The organism is Roseovarius sp. A-2 (genome assembly GCF_002072155.1).
Classification (GTDB): Bacteria; Pseudomonadota; Alphaproteobacteria; order Rhodobacterales; family Rhodobacteraceae; genus Roseovarius.
On the sequence record NZ_BDIY01000002.1, the window covers coordinates 1 to 23,386 of the forward strand.

Sequence of the window (23,386 nt, forward strand, 5' to 3'; positions counted from 1 at the left end):
CATCAAGGGTTGGAAGAGCCATCTCGCCTCGGACCGCACGTCGTGCTCGAAGGCCAGCGCCAATCAGATGCGGCTCATGCTGCACGGCTGTGCCTACTGGCTGTGGTGGACGCTCCGGGCGGCCTGTCCGAAACGGTCCCCATGGCGACATACCCAGTTCGACACGCTGCGCCTGCACCTGGTCAAGCTGGCCGCGATCATCGTCGAGAAGAAAACCCGGATCGTCATGACCCTGCCTGCCTCGTGCCCACGTCAGAACCTCATCAGGTTACTGTTTGACGCGCTCGCGCCGCCACACCCGGCATGACGCAGACACGTCCCGTTCACCCTGAACCATCAACTTGAAAAGCCCCAGAGGACATTGCCGTCCGCCGTTAACCCGGACGCAGATCACGCTCGAGCTCGTCATGGCACCCTCGCGCAAAACATGGTCTCACGGCCGATCATACAGGTGTCGTGAATTATCCGGGTTAAGTGGATTGAGGTTCAGCTCCGTGAAATCCGGCAGCGGCACGCTTACTCCGGCCAATGCGCCGACGATTAGGAAAGCGGCAGCAACCAGCATCGCACGGTCGGCGCCGAAGTTTTCGGCAATGGCGCCCCACACCCAACTGCCACCCGCCATGCCGCCGAACACGCCGGTCTGGTATAGCGCAAGCGCGCGGCCCACGACCCAGCGCGGGGTCGACAGCTGGATCGTGACGTTGAACAGCGACAGCGCAATGACCCAACCCGCCCCCGCAAGCAGTAACGCAATGCCGCTGAGAACATAGTGATGGCCGAGCGCCAGCGTGACGCTGCTGACCGCGAAGGCCAGAAACGCGGCCCGCGTGATACGTTCGTTCTGAAACCGGGCGCGCAAATGGGCATTCAGCAACGCACCTCCGACCGCGCCCGCGCCAAAACAGCCCAACAGCACACCGTAGACAAACGCCCCACCCTGCAGGAGATCCCGCACGATCAGCGGCAGCAACGCCAGAATGGCAACGGCGGACAGGCCGAACAGAAATCCGCGAAAGATTACCTTCATCAGATTGGGGGACATCGCGACATAGCGCAGGCCGGCAGAGAACGCGCTGCCCATCCGTTCGCGCGGCAGGCGGCGCTGCGGCGTGGCCGGTTTCCAGTGCCAGAGCGCGGTGATGATCCCAACATAGCTGAACGCGTTGACCGTGAACGCCGCCGCAGCCCCCGCAATGGCCACGATCGCACCGCCCGCCGCGGGCCCGATGCTGCGCATCAGGTTAAATCCCATGCTATTGAGTGACACCGCCGCCGACAGTTCCTCGCGCGAAACGATATCCCCCATCGATGCCTGCCAGGAGGGATTATGCAGGGCCGTGCCGCAGCCGATCATGAAGGTGAAGGCCAATAGCAACCATGGCGTCAACCAGCCCTCGTAGGCCATGAAGGCCAGTAGGATCGACACGACCAGCATGAAGGATTGTGCGATCAACATCACCTTGCGGCGGTCGAAATTGTCGGCAAAAACCCCCGCCAGCAGCGAGAAGATCATGATCGGAAGGGTGACGGAGGACTGCACGAGCGCCACCATGCTTTGCGAGTCGCTCAGCGATGTCATCATCCACGCCGCGCCGACCGCTTGCACAAGTCCACCGAAATTCGATGCAAGCGCAGCGATCCAGAGCATGCGGAACGTCTGGTTTCGAAAGAGAAATAACGTGGACGTGCTTTGCGGCACCAATCGCCCCTTCCAGCCCTGGAACCTCTGCGACGTGAGACCGACATCTAAGGCGGGCGCGCGCCGGGGGTCAATGATCGGGGCGGCGTTGCAGGTGAATCCGGGCAGGCGGGTCAGGCCGGCGGCAGACCTCCGAATTCCTCAAGACGCATCACCGCCTGCTAGCCCACACCGGTGGGCCAAACGGCCGGCGTGGTTATGAAGACGTCAGGTTGGTATTGGATCCGCCACGGGAGTGCGCTCGACCAGCCCGTGCAGGACGTCAGCGGCAATCCCGAAGGATCGAACCCTAGCTTCATGGTCATGTATCATGCCCGTCACCAAGAGTTCGTCGGGTTGATACCGATCCAGCAAGCTCTGGAACTGCGCTCGGATCATCTTGGGGCTGCCCGTTGCCGAGCAGGATAGCGCGTGTTCGACTTGCGCCAGCATGGGGGGCGGAATCCGCAACCCCACATCCTTTTGTGGCAGAGGAAGTTTGCCGGGCTTGCCGGTGCGCAGATTGGCAAATGCCAGGTATTGCGACGAGCGCAGGAAATCCGCCTCTGACTCGGTTTCTGCGGCAAATACGCCTGCCGCCAACATCACGTAGGGCTTTGACAGGGACTCGGACGGTTGGAAACTGGACCGGTAAATGGAAATCGCCCGTTCCAGCATGTCCGGTGCGAAATGCGACGCGAACGCGTAGGGCAGGCCGAGATTTGCCGCAAGCTGTGCGCCGTAGAGGCTGGAACCGAGTATCCAGACCGGGACATGGGTTCCCTGACCGGGAATAGCGCGGACTGGGGCGTCTTCGCTCGCAGGCTTGAAATAGCGGAGCAGTTCGAGGACATCTTGTGGAAATCGATCTTCAGGGGCCATGTGTCGCCGCAAGGCACGGGCTGTCGCCATATCCGTGCCGGGCGCACGCCCCAGCCCGAGGTCGATCCGGTCGGGATAAAGGGTCGCCAGCGTCCCGAACTGCTCGGCCACCATCAGTGGCGCGTGGTTGGGCAGCATGATGCCCCCGGCGCCGATGCGCATGGTCTTGGTCGCCGCTGCGACATGGCCAATCACCACCGCAGTCGCCGCGCTGGCAATGCCGGGCATGTTATGGTGTTCGGCCAACCAGAAGCGATGATATCCGGCCTTCTCCGCCGCCACTGCGAGGTCCGCTGTATTGGCCAACGCATCAGCGGCGGTTTCGCCTTCGGGGATTGGCGACAGGTCGAGCAGCGAGAACTTTTGCATGATATGTTCCTTTCGCCACACCTATGCACCCAGAGGCGGTAAGCCAAGGCACAGCATGGATATTTATCGCCACGCGCCAGAGTGCTCCGAGGGCTTGAGCAATGTCATTGTTGAAACGCGAGGTCCTGGCGGCCTCTATCGAGGCCCCACCTTCTGGAGCGCTCTACGATCCCGTCTGGCAGGTCGTTACAGGGGGCTGTTGAGAGGTTAGGCGCAAGCGGTGCAGAGCCTAAGGCGCCCTTCTTAGGTCAGCACCTTGCGCGCGCTGCGCAGACACTCGTGGGCCTGCGGAGCTTCGCAATAGATCGCCACGACATGACAGATCGCGCGGATCTCCTCGGGCGAGACGCCATTGTTGAGCGCACCCCGGCAGTGCGGTTCCCATTCGTGCATCTTGCCCAAGGCCCCTGGCATGGCGAGGTTCAGCATGCTGTGCGTCTTGGCGTTGATGGCATCGTCCCCCCGCCGGACCCCCAACACCACGCGATCTCCACCTCTTGGAAGGGCCGCGTCAGGTCGTCGGCATTTTCGAGGCTTTGCTGCACATGCGCTGTCTCTCTCTGTTAGTCCCGGTGGCCGGTCAGCCTTCGGTCATGCGTTCGGACTTTGTTTGCTTGTGGTCGCGAACCGCGAGCCAGATGGACAAGGCCAGGAAACCGGCGGTCATGATATAAAGCGTGATCGAGATCGGGCTCGCGATCAGGATGCTCCAGTCGCCATCCGAGATCGACATCGCGCGCCGCAGGTTTCGCTCCATATCGCCGCCGAGAAGCAGACCGAGGACCAGTGGCACAAGGCTTACATCCAGCTTGCGGAGGAGGTAGCCGAGCACACCGAAGAACACCATCATCTCAAGGTCGAACACTGAATTCGAGATGCCGTAGACGCCCACGAACGTCACCGCCGCCACGATGGGCATGAGCGCCCATGTGGGCGTCATCATCAGCCGGGTGAAGACGCCGATCATCGGCAGGTTCAGCACCAGCAGCGCGACATTTGCCATGTAGAGCGACGCGACGAGGCCCCAGACCAGTTCGGGCTGACGTTCGAAAAGAAGCGGGCCGGGTTGCACGTTGAGCGAGATCAGCATCGCCAGAAGCACCGCCGTGGTGCCGGAGCCGGGCACGCCCAACGACAGCATCGGGATCAGCGCGCCCCCGGCAGCGGCGTTGTTGCCAGACTCGGGTGCCGCCACGCCACGCGGGTCGCCCTTGCCGAAGGTGCCCTTTTTATTCGAGGTCTGTTTCTCGGCCACATACGCCATGAACGACCCGAGCGAGGCCCCCGCGCCGGGCAGGACGCCGGCGACAAAGCCAACGCCGGACCCGCGCAGCATCGCCCAGCGGGTTTTCCAGATCGTGCTCCAGTCGGGCAGCCAGCCTCCCACCGGAATCGCCTTGATGCGGTCCTTCACGCTCTTTTCCAGAAGCATCAGGATCTCGGAGATCGCAAACAGGCCCACCAGCGCCACGATGGGTTCGATCCCGTCAAAGAGGTGATAATTCTCGTACGTGTAACGTGGCACGCCGGAAATCGGGTCAATGCCGACCGTGGCAAACAGAAGGCCGATCAGCGCGGAAAGCAGCGTCTTGCGTGGGTCGACCCCGGCGATGCCGCCGATGGTGGCGAAGGCGAGTATATAGAGCGCGAAGTAATCCGCCGGGCCGAAATGGATCGCCGCGCGGGCCAGCAATGGCGCGAAAAGCGAGAGCCCGATCACCGCGATGGTTGCCCCGACAAAGGACGCGACCCCCGAGATTGCCAGAGCGTTCGCGGCCTGCCCCTGCACAGCCATCGGATAACCGTCGAGCGTGGTCATGATTGCCGGTTCGTCGCCCGGAATGTTCAGAAGGATCGAACTGATCCGCCCGCCATACATGCAGCCGAAATAGACCGCCGAGAGCAGGATCATCGACGAGGTCGGATCGAACCCGAAGGTAAAGGTCAACGGGATCAGTACCGCGACCCCGTTCACCGGCCCAAGCCCCGGCAGCGCGCCCAGAAGCGTGCCGACGAAACAGCCCATAAGCAGCAGGCCGATATTGAGCGGCGTCATCGCGACGTCAAAACCACTGGCCAGAAGCGACAGGGTTTCCATGATGTCTCCTTTCGCGCCCGCCGGGGTCTAGCCGAATAACGTCCCAAGAAAATCGAGAGGCAGTCCAAGCACCTGATCGAACAGCGCCCAAAGCGCCGGGGCCATGATCGCACCCAGCACAATCGCCTTCCAGGCCTCACCACCAAGGATGATCCCGATCAGTGCAATGAGCGCGAAGGTCGCCAGCGGAAAGCCCAGCGGTTGCAGCAGAATGGTGTAGCCGATCAGCACCGCCAACGCCGCTGCCTGCCGCCACATCCGCTGCGGAGCAGGCCAATCGGTCTTCCCCGTCGGAAACACGACGAGCGATGCCGACAGGATCATCATCGGCACGCCGACGATCACCGGAAAGACCGACGGACCCAGCACATCCCCGAAGGTGATGACATAGTCCCCCGCCTGCCAGGTGTAGAGCGCCGCGGCCACGAAGATCACGACACCCATGATCCGTGTGCTCATTCGATGATGCCGATATCGCGCGAGATGTCTTCCATGATCTGCGCCTGATCGCGCACGAAGCTCTCGAACTCAGCACCACCGCGCCAGATCGGAACGAGGCCGGATTCGGTCGCTGCGGTCTGCCACTCTTCGGAGTTGTAGAGCGTTTCGAGCTTTTCGACCCAAGCCGCGTATTCCTCTTCGGTGACGTCACCGCCAGTATAGAGCCCGCGCCAGTTGTAGCCGGTCACGTCGATGCCCTGCGAGGCGGCGGTGGGGATGTCCGGGAAGGCCGGGATTGGCTCATCCGACAGCGCCGCGAGAATGCGGATGTCACCGGATTCGACAAATCCCGCGATCTCGCCCATGTCGGTGGATACGACGTCGATCTGTCCGCCCATCATCTGCGTGACAGCATCGGTGCCGCCGTCGAACTGCACCCAGCGCAGGTCCGACAGATCAGTCAGGCCAGCCGCATCCGCCACCATCAGCAGGCGGATATGGTCCCAGCCACCGGCACCGGACGAACCGGCGGTGACGATCGAGGTCGGCTCGTTGACCATGATCTCGTTGAGCTCGGCAAGGGTCTGGATCGGGCTTTCATCATCCACTGCAATGACGCCCACATCGGCACCCAGCATGGCGAGATAGCGCATGGAATCGAGCGGCGCGGGATAGCGGCCCTGGGCGATCTGCGTGATCCCCACGGTCGATGTCGCCACGATCAGTTCGGCATCCGCCGGACGCTCGGACGCGACCATCGCGAAGGTCACGGCACCGACGCCGCCGGGCATGTTGGTAACCTGCACGTTGCCATTGACAAGGTCCAGCTCGGTCAGGATGCGGCCAATCGTGCGGCAGGTGAAATCCCAGCCGCCACCGGGGTTCGATGGTGCGATGCACTCGGCCGCCGTGGCCGGAGCCGCGGTCAGGGTCAGCGTCGTGGCGGTCGCAATCGCCGCGCCCAGCTTGGCGGAAATCAGTCTTTGAAACATCATCGGTTTGTACCTCCCAGTTAAACCTCTATCGAAAGGATGCGATTTCCGCATTTTTTTCAAGGGGCTCGCGCCGGTTAATTGCGACGGGAAAATTCCGGGTGTCAGCGTCTCTTGCAATGGTGAATTCAAACGAGGCAGAGTGCGCGCGCCGGGACCTTCCCCCCGTTTCAGCCACAGACGAAAGGACAGCACATGGCCGATACCGCCCAATCCGCGACCACGCCGGTGCCCGATGGCGCCCGCATCACCGTGTGCGAAGTCGGCCCGCGCGACGGGTTTCAGATCGAGTCCACGTTCATCCCGACCGACCGCAAGATCGCCATCGTAAATGCGCTGTTTGCGGCGGGGCTGCGCCATATGCAGGTCACGTCCTTCGTCAGCCCCCGCGCCGTGCCGCAACTGGCCGACGCCGAGGAGGTGCTGGCCGGAATCGACCGGCCCGAGGGGGCAGTGGTCACCGCGCTCATCCCTAACCTTCGCGGGGCCGAGCGCGCGGCGGCCTGCGGTGTCGATGCGGTGCACAGCGTGGTGTCAGCGTCCGAGACGCATAACCTCAAGAACGTGAACCGCTCTGTCGAAACCTCGCTCAAGGATTTCGAGGCGGTGTTCGCGCTCTTGGACAAGGCAGGCGTGGCCATCGAAGGCGGCATCGCGACCGCGTTCGGCTGTCCCTTCGAGGGCGAGGTGCCGCCGGAACAGGTGGCCCGCATCGCCAAACGCTATCAGGAGCTTGGCGCGAAATCGGTCGGTCTGGGCGACACCACCGGCATGGCGACGCCAAAAACGGTGCAAGCGGCGGTACGCGCGATCCGGGCCAAGGCGCCGGGGCTGGGCATCGGACTGCACTTTCACAACACGCGTGGCGTCGGCCTTGCCTGTGTCATGACCGGGCTGGCCGAGGGCGTGACGCATTACGACGCCTCGGTTGGCGGTCTGGGCGGGTGTCCCTTTGCGGCGGGCGCGACCGGCAATATCTGCACCGAGGATCTGGTCTATCTGCTCAACGAAAGCGGCTATGAGACCGGCATCGACCTCGACCGCCTGATCGACGCGGCGAAGCTGACGCAGGACGTGTTAGGACGTGATCTGCCCGGTCAGGTCATCAAGTCCGGGCCCCGCCTGCGCCGTTTCGATCCCGGCCTGACGGCAACGGCGGCAGGATGAGCGCGTTGCCCCTGTCCGGCGTGCGGGTCATCGACCTGACGCGCATCCTGTCGGGGCCGTTCTGCTCCATGCTCCTCGGCGATCTGGGTGCGGACGTGATCAAGATCGAAGGCCCGGGCGGCGACCATGTGCGCGGGCAGGGCGAAATAATCGACGGCCTGTCGTGGTATTTCGCCAGCTTCAACCGCAACAAGCGGTCGCTCGTTCTGGACCTGCGCAATCCCGAAGGGCGCGCGGTGCTGGAGCGCCTGCTGGCGGATGCCGATATCCTGACCGAGAATTTCCGCCCCGGCGTGTTGGACGAGATGGGCCTCAGCGCCGCCCGGCTGGCCGAGATCAATCCGAAGCTGATCGTGGTCAGCGTCAACGGCTATGGATCCACCGGGCCTTACGCCGACCGCCCCGCCTTCGACTTCATCGCGCAGGCCATGTCGGGTTACATGAGCACCAACGGTACGCCGGAGAGCGGCCCGTTGCGCACCGCACCGCCCATGACCGATCTGATCGCTGGTCTTTACGCCGCCCTTGGTGCCGTCGCGGCCCTACGCGGGCGCGAGGCTGGCGGCCCGGCGCAGCGGGTGGAGACGTCGATGATGATGTCCATGATGTCGATGCTGGCGTATCTGTCTGCCAATGCGCTGGCGACCGGGATCGACCCGGTGCCGACCGGCAATGACCACCCCATCGCGTCGCCCTATGGCCTCTTTCGCACGCAGGACGGCGATATCGCCGTCGCCCCGTCGACCGTGCCGATCCTTCGGCGGCTGCTGTCCGAGCTTGGCCTCGAACACCTGCTGGACGAACCGCGCTTTGCCGATAATGCCGCCCGTGTTGCCAACCGGGGCGCGTTGAATGCCCTCATCGATGAAGCCCTTTCGCGGGACACGCAGGATAACTGGATCAACCGGCTCAACCGCGCGGGCGTGCCCTGCGGCAAAGTCCAGAGCCTCACCGAGGCGCTGTCCGATCCTCAGGTCGCCGCGCAGGAGATGGTGCTCGACGTGCCGCATCCGGGGCATGGGTCGGTGCGAATGACGGGCTTTCCGGTGAAGTTTTCGGAAACCCCGCTGGCCCTGCGTCATCCCGCGCCGGATCTGGGCGCGCAGACTGACGCGGTGCTGCGCGATGCGGGATATGACGCAAGCCGCATTGCCGAGCTTCGTCGCGCTGGGGTGATCGGCTGACCGTGCCGGCGGCATGGTTTACTCTTCGAATTCGTGCCGGTCAGGCAAGCCGCGGTGGAATAAAGGGCCGGGGAGGCTGTCATGCAGTTCTGGATCACGATCAGTCTGATCCTCGTTCTGTCGGCCCTCGGGCTCACCTGCGAAATCTCTGGCGGCCGTGGACTTGCGCCTTACTTCGGCACCTGTTTCGGTCATCGGTACCGGACCCGCGCTGAACGAGGTAATCGAGAACGGGCTGACTCGCGCTGCGGATCTGCTTGGCATGACGGTTCCCGAGGTGAGAAACCGCGTGACCATCAATGGAGCGATCGAGATCGGGCGTGCGCCGGGAGTGATCCAGGTGACGTTCCTCGCTCCACTCTCGGCGCTCGACGAGGCGGGGATCGGCAAGTTCGCGCGTGAGCAATAGGGCATGTAACCGGCTTGCGAACGGCATGGGAAAACCAATACTACCGGCAGAGCAAAAGGCTCGCGCGTCAGATTTGGACCGGATCCGCTGATCACCATCCCGGCCCGCAGCGCGTGGAAGTGCCACGCAACGGGGCCTGAAAGAAGTTCGCACTCGATCTCACGCCCACAAGGTCAAAAGGTTCTTGCATCACGGGCGGCAATCAAAGAAGCCGGTAGCCGTTCAGTCTCCGTCGTAGAATCCGCGCAAGAGATCCACTGATTCCGGCATCTGGTTGGCTTTGAGATTTTGCCAGAAACTCTCAGTTTCGATTTTGGCAAATCCGGGTACATCCGCAAGATCAATTGCCTCAACATTCTTGAAACCCATCGACCAGTTTGGGAACATGCGCTCCAACTCGGTACCCTCGGCCAACGTCACAATGGTATGATGGCGATTATCTTGGGAAATCCTTTCCCAAAGGGCGTCCAAAACACCATCAGGTCCTTCAATTGCCTGAATGAAATAACCTTTGTCGAAATCCTTGCTGTAGCGGTAAAGCAGAAGTCCTGTTATCGCATCATCGGCGTTTCGGGCACGACTTTTCTCTAGGAGTTCCTTTAGAGCATCCTTTGATAACGGCGCCTTTGCCTGACTAACGTAAACAATGTATTTCATCCTCACGTCCTTTCGCCTTCAATACGTCTCACTGGCCAAACCTTCGACAAGGGGAATGATAGCCCCATTTCTAACAGTTTCGGCTCGATCCTTGATCTAAGCTTAGTCTTCGCCTGTTTAAATGCTGGCTTGGCCTGCCACGTTTCATATGGATCGAGATAGGGCCGTGCGTCGGCAGGTCCGTTACAGGGAATCTCTATTCCCCGGACCCGATCTGTCTTGAATGCCACCGCATCCAGTGACCCGTCGATGGCGGCACTCAACCGCGTCTGGCTTTTGTTGTCCGTTACAACGTTTTCAAGCACCGTCCCAAAGGAATGAACCGCGCGCCAGATGTCTGGCTCCGATTGTTGGGACAACCGGATAGTCTTGGCAGAACAGTGCATAGGACGAATGCCCCGGGACGGATACAGGTGGTTGAGAATGGTAAAGGCCGATTTCTTGTTCTCACCCGAGTATTCGGTTCCCGTAATCAGAACGAGCTTTTGGCCGAAACTGAGTGCCACGACCGTCTCGCTCAGAGTCCCATGCCGCTCGCGACCTGCAAGGAAACCCGGAAGGTTGATGATCGTGAAGTCGGGCACATAGGCCTGCAATTCTGCCTGAGAGGGGCGACGCAGTATATGACGCAGGAATAGCGCATGCCACGTGACGGCCGCGATCAGCCGGATATTGACGGCATGCACGGGATCGGCACCGCAAACCAGGTCCTGAACTTCGATATCCCGGTTTTCCAGATAGGCGAGCATGTCGGCCTTTAGTGTTCCGAACTTCGATGGGCCCATAGCGCGGTTGCCTTCCCACCAAATCTCCGCCTGCGTGGACGGCTCGGACATGATGCGCTTGTCTTTGGGTGAGCGGCCCGAGTACTTTCCTGTGTTCACAACTAGGGTGGCATTCTCGGAGAGACGGCCTTCGCCCTTCAGCAGGGCGGTTTCCAAGAGGGCTGCAGCCCCGGCATTATAGCGTACAGACCGTGCCGGGTAGCCCTGTGCCTGCAGGCTCTGGTTCAAAATGTGCAGCCCCTGTTCACGCATTGCTTTCTTCTGCTTTTTGGGTCTGTCCAAGCTTTTTTCCGGGACGGATCAGGAGCATAGGGATAAGAAATGCCGCGACCACAAAGGCCCAAAATGCCATATCGAAGTTGCCGTGTGCGTCGAATGTGGATCCGAAGAAAACCGGTCCAAGTGTTCCGCCGATCTCGGCCGCAGTAAAGAAAAGGGCCATCACGAATATCTTGGCGGCGCCCGTCATGCCCTTGCGGCCGACGATCGGCATCAGACCGATTGTCATAAGGGGGCCAATTGAAAAGCCGACAGCCAGGCATGCCATCACGAATGCCGGTCCGATCTGCAATGTCGCGATGCCGACAGAGCCAGCGATCAAAAGCCCAGACAACAGGAAAACGACCTGATTGTAGGACCTTGTGTCCACGATCATCATTGGAACCAACAACAGCGCCAGAAGCCACATCCCGATCGACACTGTCGACAACGCAGCAACCCCGGCTGTGGAATAGCCCGCATGTCTGACGACTTCCGGCAACCAGGATTTGTACCCGTGGTCGACAAAAAAGATCAGGATGCCCACCAGACACACGGTTGCGACAAAGCACCTGTCGCCCTTGATCGAAATCGCATCCGAACTCAACTCGTCACGATTTTTGGCAACGTGCTTAGGGATAATGAGCCAGAACAGAACGAACAATCCGGCGAAACCGGCCCAAAACAAGAGGACCGGGCGCCAATTGCCGGAAAAAGCCGGCAGCAGTACAGGTTCGCTCAAAGAAAAGGTGAGCATGTTCGCGAGCGCCGGTGCGGTCACATATGCGCCCATGGCAAACCCGAAAAAGCGTTGGTCGAACATCTGACCGACAAGATAGGGACACCCGATTGAGATGATGGGCCCCGCGGCTCCCAGCAATGCCACCGTGAGCAGCAAGGTTCTATAATCTTGTGCAAATACGCGTAGAACCAGTGAAATGAGAACCAGGATCGCCGCGACCGTCAAGGCAAACAATGGTTCCTTCCGGACCATGAAATAGGCGCAAGGGATCGCGCAGAACATATAAACGAATTGCCATGATCCGAGGATGTGCCCAACTTGCGTTGGCGACAATTCCAGCGAGGCTTGAATCGGCTGAACCAGAGGCGGGATGCCGGTAAACCCGAGACCAAAGCAGAAATAGAGCCCCCAGAGACCTGCGAGAACGCACCATTTTTCACCGTTGTCAAAGCTCGGTCTCATTCCCGGGTCCTTGCTGGCACCCACCCATTTCCTGCGTGGGTGCCGTTTTCCTTTGGCGTGCAAAGCTATTCAATCAACGGCAGCAGTTTGTTGATGCTGTCTTTCGCGTCGCCATAGAACATCCGCGTGTTGTCCTTGAAAAACAGCGGGTTCTCGATGCCGGAATAGCCTGCACCCTGACCACGCTTGGAGACGAACACTTGTTTCGCCTTCCAGCATTCCAGCACCGGCATGCCGGCGATGGGGCTGTTGGGGTCGTCCTGTGCGGCGGGGTTCACGATGTCGTTGGAGCCGATCACGATGGCCACATCCGTTTCCGGGAAGTCGTCGTTGATCTCGTCCATTTCCATCACGATGTCATAGGGCACCTTAGCCTCGGCCAGCAAAACGTTCATATGCCCCGGCAGACGGCCCGCGACCGGGTGGATGGCAAAACGCACGTTCTTGCCACGGGCGCGCAGCTTGTTGGTCAACTCGCTGACCGCACCCTGCGCCTGCGCCACGGCCATGCCGTAACCCGGGATCAGGATGATGTTGTCCGCTTCGTTGAGCGCCGTGGCCACGCCATCAGCGTCAATAGCCACCTGCTCGCCTTCGACCGCCATTTGCTCGCCCGCGGGGCCGCCAAAGCCGCCCAGGATCACCGAGACAAACGAACGATTCATCGCCTTGCACATAATATAGGACAGAATCGCACCGGAAGAGCCCACCAATGCACCCACAACGATCAAGAGGTCATTGCCCAGCGAGAAGCCAATCGCAGCGGCCGCCCAGCCTGAATAGGAGTTGAGCATCGAGACCACCACCGGCATGTCGGCGCCGCCGATGCCCATGATCAGGTGGTAGCCGATGAACAGCGCCAGAAGCGTCAGCAGAACCAGCGTCCAACTGCCCGCACCGCTCAGATACATGATCGAGAGGATCAGCGACAGGATCACGGCGCTTGCATTGAGCAGATGACCGCCCGGCAGCTTTTTGGCGCCACTATCCACTTTGCCCGCAAGTTTGCCATAGGCAATGACAGAGCCGGTAAAGGTCACGGCACCGATCCAGATGCCCAGCACCAGCTCGACCCGCAGGATGCCGATCTCGACACCGGTTTTCTTGGCGATCAGCTGACCAAAGGCGGAGAGCCCGTCATTGATCTCTTTCGGTAGACCGATGGCCTTGTAGCCGCCATCCTCAATCGCACCCAGCACAAGGCCGTTGGCCTCGTAGATTTCGGCGATGTTATTGATCATCAGGTCGGCGTTGAAGCCCACGAAGACCGCTGCCAGACCGACAAGCGAGTGCATGATCGCCACAAGCTCGGGCATCTGGGTCATTTGCACCCGTATGGCCAGCTGGTGACCCACGATGGCGCCCAGAGCGATCAGGATGATCGACAGCCACCACAGCTCCGCACCGGGGCCAATGAGCGTGGCAAAAACCGCAATCGCCATACCCGCAATGCCGTACCAGACCGCGCGTTTCGCGCTTTCCTGTCCTGACAGACCGCCAAGCGACAAAATGAAGAGAACGCCCGCGACCGCATAGGCCGCAATGGTAAATCCGAAGTCCATGTTCCCGGCCTCCCTTTACGATTTCTGGAACATGGCGAGCATGCGCCGTGTCACGAGGAAGCCACCGAAGATGTTGATCGAGGCCATGAACACCGCCGCAGCGGCGAGGATAGTGATCAGGATCGAGCTGGATCCGATCTGCATCAGCGCGCCCAGGATGATGATCGAAGAGATCGCGTTCGTGACTGCCATCAGCGGCGTGTGCAGCGAATGCGCCACGCCCCAGATCACCTGAAAGCCGATAAACACCGACAGCACGAACACGATGAAGTGCTGCATGAAGCTCGCGGGCGCAATCAGGCCCATGGCCAGCACCAGAAGCGCGCCAATGCTGAGCAGTGTAACCTGCTGCTTGGTCTGCGCCTTGAAGGCGGCGATTTCCTCGGTGCGTTTTTCTTCCGGCGTCAGTTCCTTGAGCGGCTCTTTCGGCTTTTGCGCCGCAATCGCGGCCACTTTGGGCGGCGGCGGCGGGAAGGTGATCTCGCCCTGATAGGTCACGGTCGCACCGCGGATCACGTCGTCTTCCATATCGTGGTTGATCTGACCGTCCTTTTCCGGCGTCAGATCGGTCATCATGTGACGGATGTTGGTGGCGTAGAGCGTCGAGGATTGCGTCGCCATCCGGCTCGGGAAGTCGGTATAGCCGATGATGGTCACGCCACCCTCGGTCACGATTTTCTCGTCCATGACGGTGAGCTTGCAGTTGCCGCCCTTTTCCGCTGCAAGGTCAACAATGACCGAACCGGGCTTCATGGCCTTAACCATGTCTTCGGTCCATAACTCTGGCGCTTCGCGGTTCGGGATGAGGGCCGTGGTGATCACGATGTCCACTTCGGGGGCCAATTCACGGAACTTGGCCAGCTGCGCCTCGCGGAACTCCGGGCTGGAGACCGAGGCATACCCGCCCGAGGCCGCGCCATCCTGCTGCTCTTCCTCGAAATCGAGATAGACGAATTCCGCGCCCATCGATTCGACCTGTTCGGCCACTTCGGGCCGCACGTCGAACGCATAGGTGATCGCGCCCAGCGACGTGGACGTCCCGATCGCGGCCAGACCGGCCACTCCGGCACCCACGACCAGAACCTTGGCCGGGGGCACCTTGCCTGCGGCTGTGATCTGACCGGTGAAGAACCGGCCAAAGTTGTTGCCAGCCTCGATCACCGCGCGATAACCCGCGATATTGGCCATCGACGACAGCGCGTCCATCTTTTGCGCGCGGGAAATCCGCGGCACCATTTCCATGGCGATCACATTGGCACCCGCCGTCTTGGCGGCGTCCATACCCTCTTCGTTCGCGGCAGGATTAAAGAAAGAAATCAATGTCTTGTCAGCGGTAAGGTAACCAAGCTCGGAGCTTTCCGGCTGCCGCACCTTGGCGATGATGTCAGCCTGGGCCCACAGATCGGCGGCGCTGCCCACAACGGTGACACCGGCCTCTTCATATGTGGCGTCGGAGAAACCGGCCCTGGTGCCCGCCCCGATCTCGATCAGGCAATCATAGCCCAGTTTTTGAAGTTGGCGCGCAGAGTCAGGCGTCATGGCGACCCGCGCTTCCCCTTCGAAAGTTTCTTTTGGTGTCCCGATTTTCATCCGTCGTTGTCCCTGTTTAACTTACTTTTCCAGAGGGTTAAGCTGCAGGATCGCGAAATCGCAGCCTTCGTCCGCCTGAAGAACCTGTTCGGCATAAAGCCGGTCATACCCGCGCCGCGTGTCGGGGGGTTCGTTGTCGGAGGTCCATTGCGCGCGGCGTCGATCCAGTTCGGCGTCGTCCACCAGGAGTTCGATGCGCTTGCTCTTGACCGACAGCCGGATTCGGTCTCCGTTCTCGACCAGCCCCAGAACTCCGCCGGTCGAGCTTTCGGGCGCGACGTGAAGGACGATCGTTCCGAAAGCTGTGCCGGACATCCTCGCATCCGAGATGCGCACCATATCCTTGACACCTTTGGTGCTGAGTTTCCTGGGGATCGGCAAATACCCGGCCTCGGGCATGCCCGAGGCACTCTTCGGACCTGCGTTCTGCAGGACCATGAAATCGTCTTCGGTGATATCAAGATCAGGGTCGTCCACACGGTTGGCCAGGTCTTCAAGAGAGTTGAACACGACGGCACGGCCTTCTTTCTCGAACAACCGTTCGTCCGCGGCCGACCGTTTCAGGATGGCGCCACGCGGCGCGAGATTTCCAAAGAGCGCGACAAGACCGCCCTGTGGCTCCAGTGGCTCGGCCGCGCTGGAGATAATGCGGCGATCCACATATCCCGGATCCTGTTCCAGACGATCCCCCAGGGTTTCACCCGAGACCGAGAGCGTATCTAGATGCAGAAGGGGTTTGAGTTCACGAAGAACGGCCCCCATTCCGCCCGCATAGAAGAAGTCTTCCATGTAGGCGGAGCCCACCGGTTTCAGATTGACCAATACTGGGGTCGTGTCGGACAACTCGTTCATGCGGTCGAGCGATATGCGAATACCAAGCCGTCCAGCGATGGCCGTCAGGTGGATGATCGCGTTTGTGGACCCTCCCAATGCCAGCAGGACGCGAAGTGCGTTTTCAACGGATTTTTCGGTGATCAGCTGTCTTGGACGGATCGGATTAGAGACCATGCGCGCTGCAGCCAAACCTGAAGCCTCGCCCGCGCGCAACCTGTCCGCATTGACGGCCGGGATGGCGGCCGTTCCCGGCAAGGACATGCCGAGGGTCTCGGCTATACAGGCCATTGTCGATGCTGTGCCCATAACGGCGCATGTGCCGGCCGTCGTGGCGAGGCGGCCTTCGATCTGGTTGATTTCATCGCCAGAGACCTCACCGGCGCGGTATTTGCCCCAGAACCGGCGGCAATCGGTGCAGGCCCCCAAACGTTCTTCGCCATGGCGTGACGTCATCATAGGCCCGGCAACAAGCTGAACTGCCGGAAGATCAGCAGAAGCCGCGCCCATCAACTGTGCAGGCACGGTTTTGTCGCATCCTCCCATCAGCACGACCGCATCCATCGGCTGAGCGCGGATCATTTCCTCTGTGTCCATCGACATGAGATTTCGGAATTTCAGGCTGGTCGGGTTGAGATAGACTTCGCCTAGCGAGATCGTCGGAAATTCAACCGGCAGCCCGCCGCCCAGAAGCACCCCGCGTTTGACCGCCTCCAGCAGCTCCGGGAAATGCCGATGGCAGCTGTTGAAGCCCGAAAAGCTGTTGGCAATACCAACGATCGGTTTTTTCAGCACATCTTGTGAATATCCCATGGACGCGGCGAAAGACCGCCGCAGGTAGACCGAGAAATCCCGGTCACCATAATTGGTAAGGCCCCTTGCGAAGCCTTGTTCATTATCATCTGTCATGTTGTCTTATCCCGCGAGTTTCATCTTGACGTATTTCGGGTCCAGGTAATCGTGGATGCCAACGCTCCCGCCCTCGCGGCCCATGCCGCTTTCCTTGACGCCGCCGAACGGGGCCTCGGCAGTGGCGAGCAGCATTTCGTTCACCCCAACCATACCCAGCTCGAGATCTTCGTAGGCGCAGGTCGCGGTGGTCAGGTTGTTGGAGAACACATAGCCCGCCAGCCCGAAGGGCAGCGAGTTGGCACGCGCGATGACATCGTCATACTCTGTGAAGGTGGTAATCGGAGCGATGGGACCGAAAGGTTCCTCGGTCATGACCAGCGCATCATCTGGCACACGACCAAGTACGGTCGGTTCAATGAAGTATCCCTTATTGAAACCAGCAGGGGGCTTGCCTCCGGCCAGAAGCTCAGCGCCGCGATCCACCGCATCCTGGGTCATCCGCTGGATTGTCTCAAGACCGCGCTTGTTGGCCATTGGGCCGATCTGTACACCTTCGTCCAATCCCCGACCGATCTTGAGCGAACTGGCGATTTCGGCGAAACGAGAGGCAAATCTCTCATAGCTGTTTTCATGAACGTAGAACCTGGTAGGCGAAATGCAGACCTGACCGCAGTTGCGGAACTTTGTGGGCGCGCAGATTTCGGCGGCCTTTTCGGCGTCGAAATCGTCAAAGACTATGACAGGGCCGTGCCCTCCCAATTCCATCGACACCTTTTTGACCCCCTGCGCGGCAAGCGAAAGGATTTGTTTCCCGACAGGAACAGAGCCCGTTACACTAACTTTACGCACGATGGGAGAGCGTATCAGCCTTTCAGCGATGTGGCCCGAATTGCCGGTCAACATGTTCACGACCCCGGGCGGAATGCCCGCATCATGGCAGGCCTGTATCAACGCGGCGCATGAGGCTGGCGTTTCACCTGCGGGCTTGATGATGATGGAGCACCCGGCCCCAAGGGCCGCAGCGATCTTTCTGGCCGGCAACAATGCCGGAAAATTCCAGGCTGAAAAGGCTGCCACGACACCAACAGGTTGATAAATGACCGCCATTCGACTGTCGCTGGTGCGCGCCTCAATGATCTGACCATAGATGCGTTTGGTTTCTTCCGAATACCATTCGAACTGGTCGGCCGCAGCCCCGGTTTCGCCCATCGACTCGGCCAAAGGCTTGCCGGTTTCCAATGACATCAGTCGGGCAATCTCACCCTGCCTTTGGCGTACCAGATCAGCCACCTTGCGGATCTTTGCCGCCCGGTCCCATGTCCCGGTCTTGCGCCAAACCTCAAAGCCGTCCTTTGCCGCTGACAGTGCCCGATTGATGTCATCGTCCGCCGCGACGGCGATAGATCCGATTACCTCTTCTGATGCCGGACAAGTCACCGGCTTGGTCGCACCATCCGAAGCGTTGCACCAATCGCCATTGATGAAGAGTTCAAGATTTTTATACATTGATGCAGCTCCTTAGATAGTCGCGTTCAGGTATGCGTCCTGAACTTCTTCGACCCAGTTTCCGACGTTCCAGGACCCATAGGCTCCCATACCTGCGATCGGATCGCGCCCCGAATAGACCGGGATATGCAGCAGCGAGAGGCCATCATGTGCATGGGCCTCAGCAAGGGCGCCTTCGAGCGCGCTACGCGTGAAGCCGCCGTGAAGAGCCTTGACGCCGGACACTGATGCCGCCATCGCCGCATAGTCCACCTCAACGCTGTCATTGGTTTTGAATTCACGGCCGTATTGGTCGTATTGCAGCCCGGTGATCGCGGCCATCCGCCGGTTGTCGAACAGGGCAATCATACCGCGAACGCCGTGTTCTACCGCATCGATCAGGATTTGCGGGTTCATCATGAAAGAACCGTCCCCGGTGAAGGCAATGGCGTATTTGGCATCCGCCATCATTGCGCCGCCCAAAAGGGCCGATCCCGAGAAGCCCATGAAAGATGCCCCCGTCTCGGTGTAGGTCTGACCGGGGGTATCGTCCTCAACGATTTGGAATCCGTTGGCCTGCACGTCGCCTGCGTCAAAGAACTTGATCGCGCCTATCTCATTGGCGAAAGAGGCGACAGTGTGGATCGCCGCAGGTTGGGTCAGGACGGGTTTCTGCCAGACATCGTCAGCAATCGGTTTTGCGTGAATCCGTTTGGCCTTGAACTCAGTCCATTCATCCTTCTTTTTGGCACAATCCCCGATCCAATCCTTGCGCAGTTCGATGCCGGTATCGTCGCCCAGTTCTTCCAGCAGCATGTCGATGACGGATGTGATGTCACCGGGAAGGCATACCGTGTTGGCATAGTGGGTCAGGTCGCCTACATCGCCGTTGATGTTCATCACGGCGCGTGCATTCGGGTAACCGATGCCCGAACAATCCGCCTGACAGACGCCACGGCTCCCGATCACGATCAGCGCATCAGCGTTCTGCATCGCGTAATTGCCAGAGATCGAGCCCTTTGAGCCGCCGACATGCATGTTCTGGGCATCTGCGTCCGTCAGAACCCCGGTTGATCCTGGTGACAATACAACAGGGGCACCGATACGCGTGGCAAGCGATCTTACTGCCTTGTAATGTGCCCGGGTGCCGCCCCCTGCCTTGATGACAATGCGTTTATGACGACGCAGGAAATCTACAGCGGTGCCCAGACTTTCGGATCGTGCCGGCGCGACCGGTGGCAAGGTCTGACGTCCTGGCAAAGTGGCAATATTGACCTTGGTATGTTGTGGCTGCGTGTTGATTGGCAGCATGATGAAAAACGGCCCGGATTTGTACGGGTGATGGACGCAAGCTGTCCCCCGTCGCATGCATTCGCGCAGCGCACCCGGGGTATGGAGCGTGTAGGATTGGCCCATAAGCGCGGTCATCTTTCCGAAAACCCCCTGCTCAGGCTTGGGCACCTGCTGCATGTTGTAGCCTTCGCCCTGGGTCGTCTCGTCACCATAGATATGATAAACGCCGACACCATTGGACGCTGCGGCAAGGGAACCTGCCATCGCCTGTAGACCGCCAGGGCCGATGGAAGTGATAACCGCAGGCGTTTCGCCATAGACCCAGGCATAGGCCGTGGCAGCATGCGCCATTTCCACTTCGTTGCGGCAATTGATGACGTCGACTGCACCTTCTTCGTGATAAATGCGCAATACCTCGCCAAGATCGGTCGAGCCATGCCCGAAGATTGCGTAGTAGCGACGAACGCCTTGCTTCATCAGTCCAACGACAAGCGCCTCGGAAAGCGTCAGCTCGACAACGCCATCGTTTTGATCGTCAATCAGCGCTTCTTCGACAGACTTGACCACCAGCCTGATCGCTCTTTTCCGAATTGCGTTCTCGGGCCCATCGGAGATTTGGTTCTTGTCAAGCATCTGTCATCTCGATTCTTTCTGAGGTTTTCTTTTTCAGTTTCAACTCAGCCGCGACTTGCAGACTGACGACCAGCAGCGCGAGTGCAAAGAACACCAAGAACGTCGGAGAGGTCAGGAAGATGTCGAAACTGCCTTCGGACAGCATCATTGCAGTCCTGAACTCGTTCTCCAGCGTTGGTCCTAGCACCATTCCGAGGATAATGGGTGTAATCGGGATGCGTACGGCCACAAGCACGTAAGCAAGAACGCCGATGGCCCCCATGGCATAGATGTCAAAAGCGCTATTGCGGATGGAATAGGCTCCGATCGCACAGAGAACCAACACGGCAACAGCCAACATCTCGCGAGGAATCTTAAGCACGTGCACGAATATGCGGATCCCCATCAGTTGAAGACCCAGCACCCAGACATAGGCAAGCACTACGGCAACATACATTCCATAGACTTCTACGGCATGATTCATGAACAGTGCCGGTCCAGGCGTAATGCCATGGATCATCAGACCGGCAAGCACGATCGCTGTCGCCGGATCACCGGGAATGCCCAAAGACAACAAGGGAATGAGCGTCCCGCCCGTTACCGAATTGTTGGCGGCTTCCGGCGCGATCACGCCTTCGATATTTCCTTTGCCGAAGCTTTCCGGCTTTTTCGAAAACCGCTTTGCGTGATCATAAGCCAGGAACGACGCGATAGCCCCGCCGGTTCCGGGAATTGCACCAATACCGGTGCCCAAAACAGAACAGCGCAGCATGAGGGAAAACTTGCCAAAGAGCAGCTTTAGTGAGGGCAGTTCAGCGCGGACTTTGGCGACACGCGTGGTTTGAAGATCCTGCGATCCGCGCCCTGAAAATGCCTCAATAATAAAGGGGACGGCAAACAACCCGATCATGGCCACCAAAAGGTTGACACCTTGCAACAGATTGATGCTGCCAAATGTCATCCGAGGCACTCCATCGATTGCATCAAGGCCAACGGTCATGATCATGAGGCCCAGAGCACCGGCAATCAGCCCCTTGAGAAGTGAATTGCCGCAAAGCCCGCAAATCGTGGACATCCCAAACAGGACAAGGGCAAAGATCTCCGCCGGTCCGAAACCGATCGCAAGGCGTGAAACCAGGTCAACGGATACCATCATGATGAACAGGCTGAACAACCCGCCAAAGACCGATACGATCACGGCCGTGCCCAGAGCAATCGAGGCCTTGCCCTGTTTGGTCATCGGATACCCGTCAAGAACGGTTGCAGCAGCCGACGGCGTTCCCGGAATCCCCAGCAGGATCGCCGAGACGGATCCCCCGGTCATTCCGCCGATATAGGTGCCAAGCAACAATCCGATCGCGGGCACAGGGTCCATGCTGAAAGTGATGGGCAACGCTAGGGCAAGGGCGACCGTAAATGTCAGCCCTGGTATCGATCCGAAGACAAGCCCGACCAAAGCTCCAAGGCCTATTGAGGCAATTGCCATCGGGGTAAATGAAAGCGCAAGCGCTTGTAGAAACACATCCATCGTCTTATCCCACGTTCAGCCAGGTGCCATTCGCGAGATAAATCCCGAGCAGCTTTTCAAAGATGAGCCAGCATCCCACGGTCAACCCGAGAGACATCCCGAGCAATTTCCTGAGTGATCGGACACGTAAGCTCACGATCATGACCAGCAGCACCACCACGGGTGTCGCCAGAAGGAAGCCAATCTTTTCGAGCAGGAAGCCGTACAGAACGATCTGTCCCAGCACCAACAGGGCCGAACCCCAATCCAACCGGTTTGGTATATCCTGATCTTCCGAAGCCTCTGCTAAAGCGGTCTCCGCGCCAGTGGCAATCCGGGTCATCAACAGGATCGCCGAAAAAACCGTCAGGATAAGTCCAAACGCCATTGGAAAGGCTCGTGGGCCGACTTCTCCATCTCCAAAGCCTGGCGGGATCGAGTCGATGACCAACCATGTCCAACCTGCGCCAACGAGAAAAAGCACAGTTCCGACGATTATATCCTGAGCACGATTGGTCATCTTCTCGATCCTTGGCTAGTGTTATTTGGCCATGCCAAGCTGGCTCAGAAGATCGGCATAGAAAGCGTCATCCTTCTCGATCAGCGCGCTGAATTCCTCCGCTTTCATGAATGCGGGTGAAAACCCAATATTCGCAGCCGCGCGCTGAAACTGATCCGAGGCCACGGCGGTTTCTGCAGCGGATTGAAGCTTGGCCACCACATCCGCAGGTGTGCCAGCAGGTGCCGCAAGCCCGCGCCACATGGAAATATTCACATCGACACCCTGTTCCTGTGCCGTTGGCACGTCGGGAAGCACGGCGACACGTTCATTACCTGTCACCGCCAGAACGTTGAGATCCCCGGTTTCTACATAGGACGCGAATTGGCCAGGCCATTGAATCGCGGCATCGATGCGCCCGGCAAGGAGTTCAACCGGAGCCTTGCCACTACCGTAGGAAATGTATGCAATCTTGTCGCCAACGCCCATGGCATCGAAAAGCGCCGCAGATGTCAGGTGCGTGAAAGAACCCTTGCCTGAAATACCCACCTTGAGCTTGCCGTCCATGGAGTCAACGGCCGCCGCAAGGTCCGCAAGGTTCGCCCAGCCCTTATCACTGTTCGCGGCCAAGACAGGGATCTCAGTCGAAATCCGCGCGATAGGTGTAAAGGCGGTATGGTCGAAGGGCACCCGACCTGTGTGATGGGTCGTGCTGATCGAATTCGAGTTCCATACGATGTTATAGCCGTCGGGCGCAGTCGACATGACATGCGAGTAACCGACGGCACCACCGCCACCTGTGCGGCTTACCGGGATGACCGGCTGCCCGAGTTCATTCGACATCAATTCGGAGAGCAATTGCGCAATCGTGTTGGCTGTGCCCCCGAACAGCACTGTCATGTCGACCGGCTTTTCGGGGTATTCCGCATGCGCTGCACCACCAAAGGCGATCACAGCCGACGACAGCAGGCCAACAAACCCGCTCTTGATTTTGGTGTTCAGTTTCATTTCTTCCTCCCTGTTATTTG

Annotated in this window: 20 protein-coding genes and 1 pseudogene; 4 read left to right on the top strand and 17 right to left on the bottom strand. The window is 59.6% G+C overall.

From position 1 onward, the window contains the following. Positions 1-307: transposase (locus BHD06_RS03325; protein WP_176214269.1), on the top strand; the 307-nt coding region annotated here is incomplete at its 5' end. A gap of 126 nt (positions 308-433) precedes the next feature. On the opposite strand, the gene BHD06_RS03330 is transcribed toward BHD06_RS03325, so the two are convergent. The 6 genes and pseudogenes from BHD06_RS03330 to BHD06_RS03355 all read right to left on the bottom strand — a co-directional run bounded on the left by BHD06_RS03330 (position 434) and on the right by BHD06_RS03355 (position 6,466). Continuing rightward, on the bottom strand, positions 434-1,702 hold the full coding sequence (locus BHD06_RS03330; RefSeq protein WP_080455945.1) for an MFS transporter: 1,269 nt from the start codon (positions 1,700-1,702) through the stop codon (positions 434-436). Positions 1,703-1,909: 207 nt separating this feature from the next. Continuing rightward, on the bottom strand, positions 1,910-2,932 hold the full coding sequence (locus tag BHD06_RS03335; protein ID WP_080455584.1) for an LLM class flavin-dependent oxidoreductase: 1,023 nt from the start codon (positions 2,930-2,932) through the stop codon (positions 1,910-1,912). 243 nt (positions 2,933-3,175) lie between these two features. Then, a pseudogene (locus BHD06_RS03340) lies at positions 3,176-3,465 on the bottom strand (carboxymuconolactone decarboxylase family protein); the annotation flags it as partial. 47 nt (positions 3,466-3,512) lie between these two features. Next, positions 3,513-5,030 carry a tripartite tricarboxylate transporter permease gene (locus BHD06_RS03345; RefSeq protein ID WP_080455585.1) on the bottom strand — a complete coding sequence of 506 codons (1,518 nt, stop codon included), beginning with the start codon at positions 5,028-5,030 and terminating at the stop codon, positions 3,513-3,515. 27 nt (positions 5,031-5,057) lie between these two features. Continuing rightward, positions 5,058-5,489, bottom strand: a complete 432-nt coding sequence (locus BHD06_RS03350) for a tripartite tricarboxylate transporter TctB family protein (RefSeq protein ID WP_080455586.1) — start codon at positions 5,487-5,489, stop codon at positions 5,058-5,060. After that, positions 5,486-6,466, bottom strand: coding sequence for a tripartite tricarboxylate transporter substrate binding protein (locus tag BHD06_RS03355; RefSeq protein WP_080455587.1), 981 nt, complete (start codon positions 6,464-6,466; stop codon positions 5,486-5,488). Before BHD06_RS03355 ends, BHD06_RS03350 begins: the two co-directional genes overlap by 4 nt. 192 nt (positions 6,467-6,658) lie before the next feature. Here BHD06_RS03355 and BHD06_RS03360 point away from each other — a divergent pair, with 192 nt between their 5' ends. The 3 genes from BHD06_RS03360 (at position 6,659) to BHD06_RS03370 (ending at position 9,223) form a co-directional block, all read left to right on the top strand. Continuing rightward, entirely contained in the window at positions 6,659-7,630 is a 972-nt protein-coding gene (locus BHD06_RS03360) for a hydroxymethylglutaryl-CoA lyase (RefSeq protein ID WP_080455588.1), read from the top strand. Further along, positions 7,627-8,814, top strand: coding sequence for a CaiB/BaiF CoA-transferase family protein (locus BHD06_RS03365; RefSeq protein ID WP_080455589.1), 1,188 nt, complete (start codon positions 7,627-7,629; stop codon positions 8,812-8,814). Before BHD06_RS03360 ends, BHD06_RS03365 begins: the two co-directional genes overlap by 4 nt. 163 nt (positions 8,815-8,977) lie before the next feature. After that, positions 8,978-9,223, top strand: coding sequence for a hypothetical protein (locus tag BHD06_RS03370; RefSeq protein WP_254892298.1), 246 nt, complete (start codon positions 8,978-8,980; stop codon positions 9,221-9,223). Between the two features lie 222 nt (positions 9,224-9,445). On the opposite strand, the gene BHD06_RS03375 is transcribed toward BHD06_RS03370, so the two are convergent. The 11 genes from BHD06_RS03375 to BHD06_RS03425 all read right to left on the bottom strand — a co-directional run bounded on the left by BHD06_RS03375 (position 9,446) and on the right by BHD06_RS03425 (position 23,366). Next, a complete protein-coding gene (locus tag BHD06_RS03375; RefSeq protein ID WP_080455590.1) occupies positions 9,446-9,880 on the bottom strand; it encodes a BLUF domain-containing protein in 435 nt (144 codons plus the stop codon). A 2-nt stretch (positions 9,881-9,882) separates the two neighbouring features. Continuing rightward, entirely contained in the window at positions 9,883-10,947 is a 1,065-nt protein-coding gene (locus tag BHD06_RS03380) for a phosphoenolpyruvate carboxykinase (ATP) (protein WP_139784624.1), read from the bottom strand. Then, positions 10,910-12,127 carry a CynX/NimT family MFS transporter gene (locus tag BHD06_RS03385; protein ID WP_080455592.1) on the bottom strand — a complete coding sequence of 406 codons (1,218 nt, stop codon included), beginning with the start codon at positions 12,125-12,127 and terminating at the stop codon, positions 10,910-10,912. Before BHD06_RS03385 ends, BHD06_RS03380 begins: the two co-directional genes overlap by 38 nt. 65 nt (positions 12,128-12,192) lie before the next feature. Next, positions 12,193-13,689, bottom strand: coding sequence for an NAD(P)(+) transhydrogenase (Re/Si-specific) subunit beta (locus BHD06_RS03390; RefSeq protein WP_080455593.1), 1,497 nt, complete (start codon positions 13,687-13,689; stop codon positions 12,193-12,195). 15 nt (positions 13,690-13,704) lie between these two features. Next, positions 13,705-15,279: a Re/Si-specific NAD(P)(+) transhydrogenase subunit alpha gene (locus tag BHD06_RS03395; RefSeq protein WP_080455594.1), complete on the bottom strand. Its 1,575-nt coding sequence runs from the start codon at positions 15,277-15,279 to the stop codon at positions 13,705-13,707. A 21-nt stretch (positions 15,280-15,300) separates the two neighbouring features. After that, the gene (locus tag BHD06_RS03400; protein ID WP_080455595.1) at positions 15,301-17,019 is read right to left on the bottom strand and encodes an IlvD/Edd family dehydratase; all 1,719 of its coding nucleotides are present in this window, start codon (positions 17,017-17,019) and stop codon (positions 15,301-15,303) included. 6 nt (positions 17,020-17,025) lie between these two features. Continuing rightward, positions 17,026-18,468 carry an NAD-dependent succinate-semialdehyde dehydrogenase gene (locus BHD06_RS03405; protein WP_080455596.1) on the bottom strand — a complete coding sequence of 481 codons (1,443 nt, stop codon included), beginning with the start codon at positions 18,466-18,468 and terminating at the stop codon, positions 17,026-17,028. A gap of 12 nt (positions 18,469-18,480) precedes the next feature. Further along, on the bottom strand, positions 18,481-20,373 hold the full coding sequence (locus BHD06_RS03410; RefSeq protein ID WP_080455597.1) for a thiamine pyrophosphate-dependent enzyme: 1,893 nt from the start codon (positions 20,371-20,373) through the stop codon (positions 18,481-18,483). Beyond that, a complete protein-coding gene (locus BHD06_RS03415) occupies positions 20,366-21,880 on the bottom strand; it encodes a tripartite tricarboxylate transporter permease (RefSeq protein ID WP_080455598.1) in 1,515 nt (504 codons plus the stop codon). Before BHD06_RS03415 ends, BHD06_RS03410 begins: the two co-directional genes overlap by 8 nt. A 4-nt stretch (positions 21,881-21,884) precedes the next feature. Next, a complete protein-coding gene (locus tag BHD06_RS03420) occupies positions 21,885-22,379 on the bottom strand; it encodes a tripartite tricarboxylate transporter TctB family protein (protein ID WP_080455599.1) in 495 nt (164 codons plus the stop codon). A 21-nt stretch (positions 22,380-22,400) separates the two neighbouring features. After that, complete coding sequence (locus BHD06_RS03425) at positions 22,401-23,366, bottom strand: tripartite tricarboxylate transporter substrate binding protein (protein WP_080455600.1); 966 nt, start codon at positions 23,364-23,366, stop codon at positions 22,401-22,403. Positions 23,367-23,386: the final 20 nt, after the last annotated feature.

Bases quoted from the DNA above. Each gene is read 5' to 3' on its own strand.
- BHD06_RS03335 (WP_080455584.1), bottom strand. From the start codon at position 2,932: ATGCAAAAGTTCTCGCTGCTCGACCTGTCGCCAATCCCCGAAGGCGAA.
- BHD06_RS03345 (WP_080455585.1), bottom strand. From the start codon at position 5,030: ATGGAAACCCTGTCGCTTCTGGCCAGTGGTTTTGACGTCGCGATGACG.
- BHD06_RS03350 (WP_080455586.1), bottom strand. From the start codon at position 5,489: ATGAGCACACGGATCATGGGTGTCGTGATCTTCGTGGCCGCGGCGCTC.
- BHD06_RS03355 (WP_080455587.1), bottom strand. From the start codon at position 6,466: ATGATGTTTCAAAGACTGATTTCCGCCAAGCTGGGCGCGGCGATTGCG.
- BHD06_RS03360 (WP_080455588.1), top strand. From the start codon at position 6,659: ATGGCCGATACCGCCCAATCCGCGACCACGCCGGTGCCCGATGGCGCC.
- BHD06_RS03365 (WP_080455589.1), top strand. From the start codon at position 7,627: ATGAGCGCGTTGCCCCTGTCCGGCGTGCGGGTCATCGACCTGACGCGC.
- BHD06_RS03375 (WP_080455590.1), bottom strand. From the start codon at position 9,880: ATGAAATACATTGTTTACGTTAGTCAGGCAAAGGCGCCGTTATCAAAG.
- BHD06_RS03385 (WP_080455592.1), bottom strand. From the start codon at position 12,127: ATGAGACCGAGCTTTGACAACGGTGAAAAATGGTGCGTTCTCGCAGGT.
- BHD06_RS03390 (WP_080455593.1), bottom strand. From the start codon at position 13,689: ATGGACTTCGGATTTACCATTGCGGCCTATGCGGTCGCGGGCGTTCTC.
- BHD06_RS03395 (WP_080455594.1), bottom strand. From the start codon at position 15,279: ATGAAAATCGGGACACCAAAAGAAACTTTCGAAGGGGAAGCGCGGGTC.
- BHD06_RS03400 (WP_080455595.1), bottom strand. From the start codon at position 17,019: ATGACAGATGATAATGAACAAGGCTTCGCAAGGGGCCTTACCAATTAT.
- BHD06_RS03405 (WP_080455596.1), bottom strand. From the start codon at position 18,468: ATGTATAAAAATCTTGAACTCTTCATCAATGGCGATTGGTGCAACGCT.
- BHD06_RS03410 (WP_080455597.1), bottom strand. From the start codon at position 20,373: ATGCTTGACAAGAACCAAATCTCCGATGGGCCCGAGAACGCAATTCGG.
- BHD06_RS03415 (WP_080455598.1), bottom strand. From the start codon at position 21,880: ATGGATGTGTTTCTACAAGCGCTTGCGCTTTCATTTACCCCGATGGCA.
- BHD06_RS03420 (WP_080455599.1), bottom strand. From the start codon at position 22,379: ATGACCAATCGTGCTCAGGATATAATCGTCGGAACTGTGCTTTTTCTC.
- BHD06_RS03425 (WP_080455600.1), bottom strand. From the start codon at position 23,366: ATGAAACTGAACACCAAAATCAAGAGCGGGTTTGTTGGCCTGCTGTCG.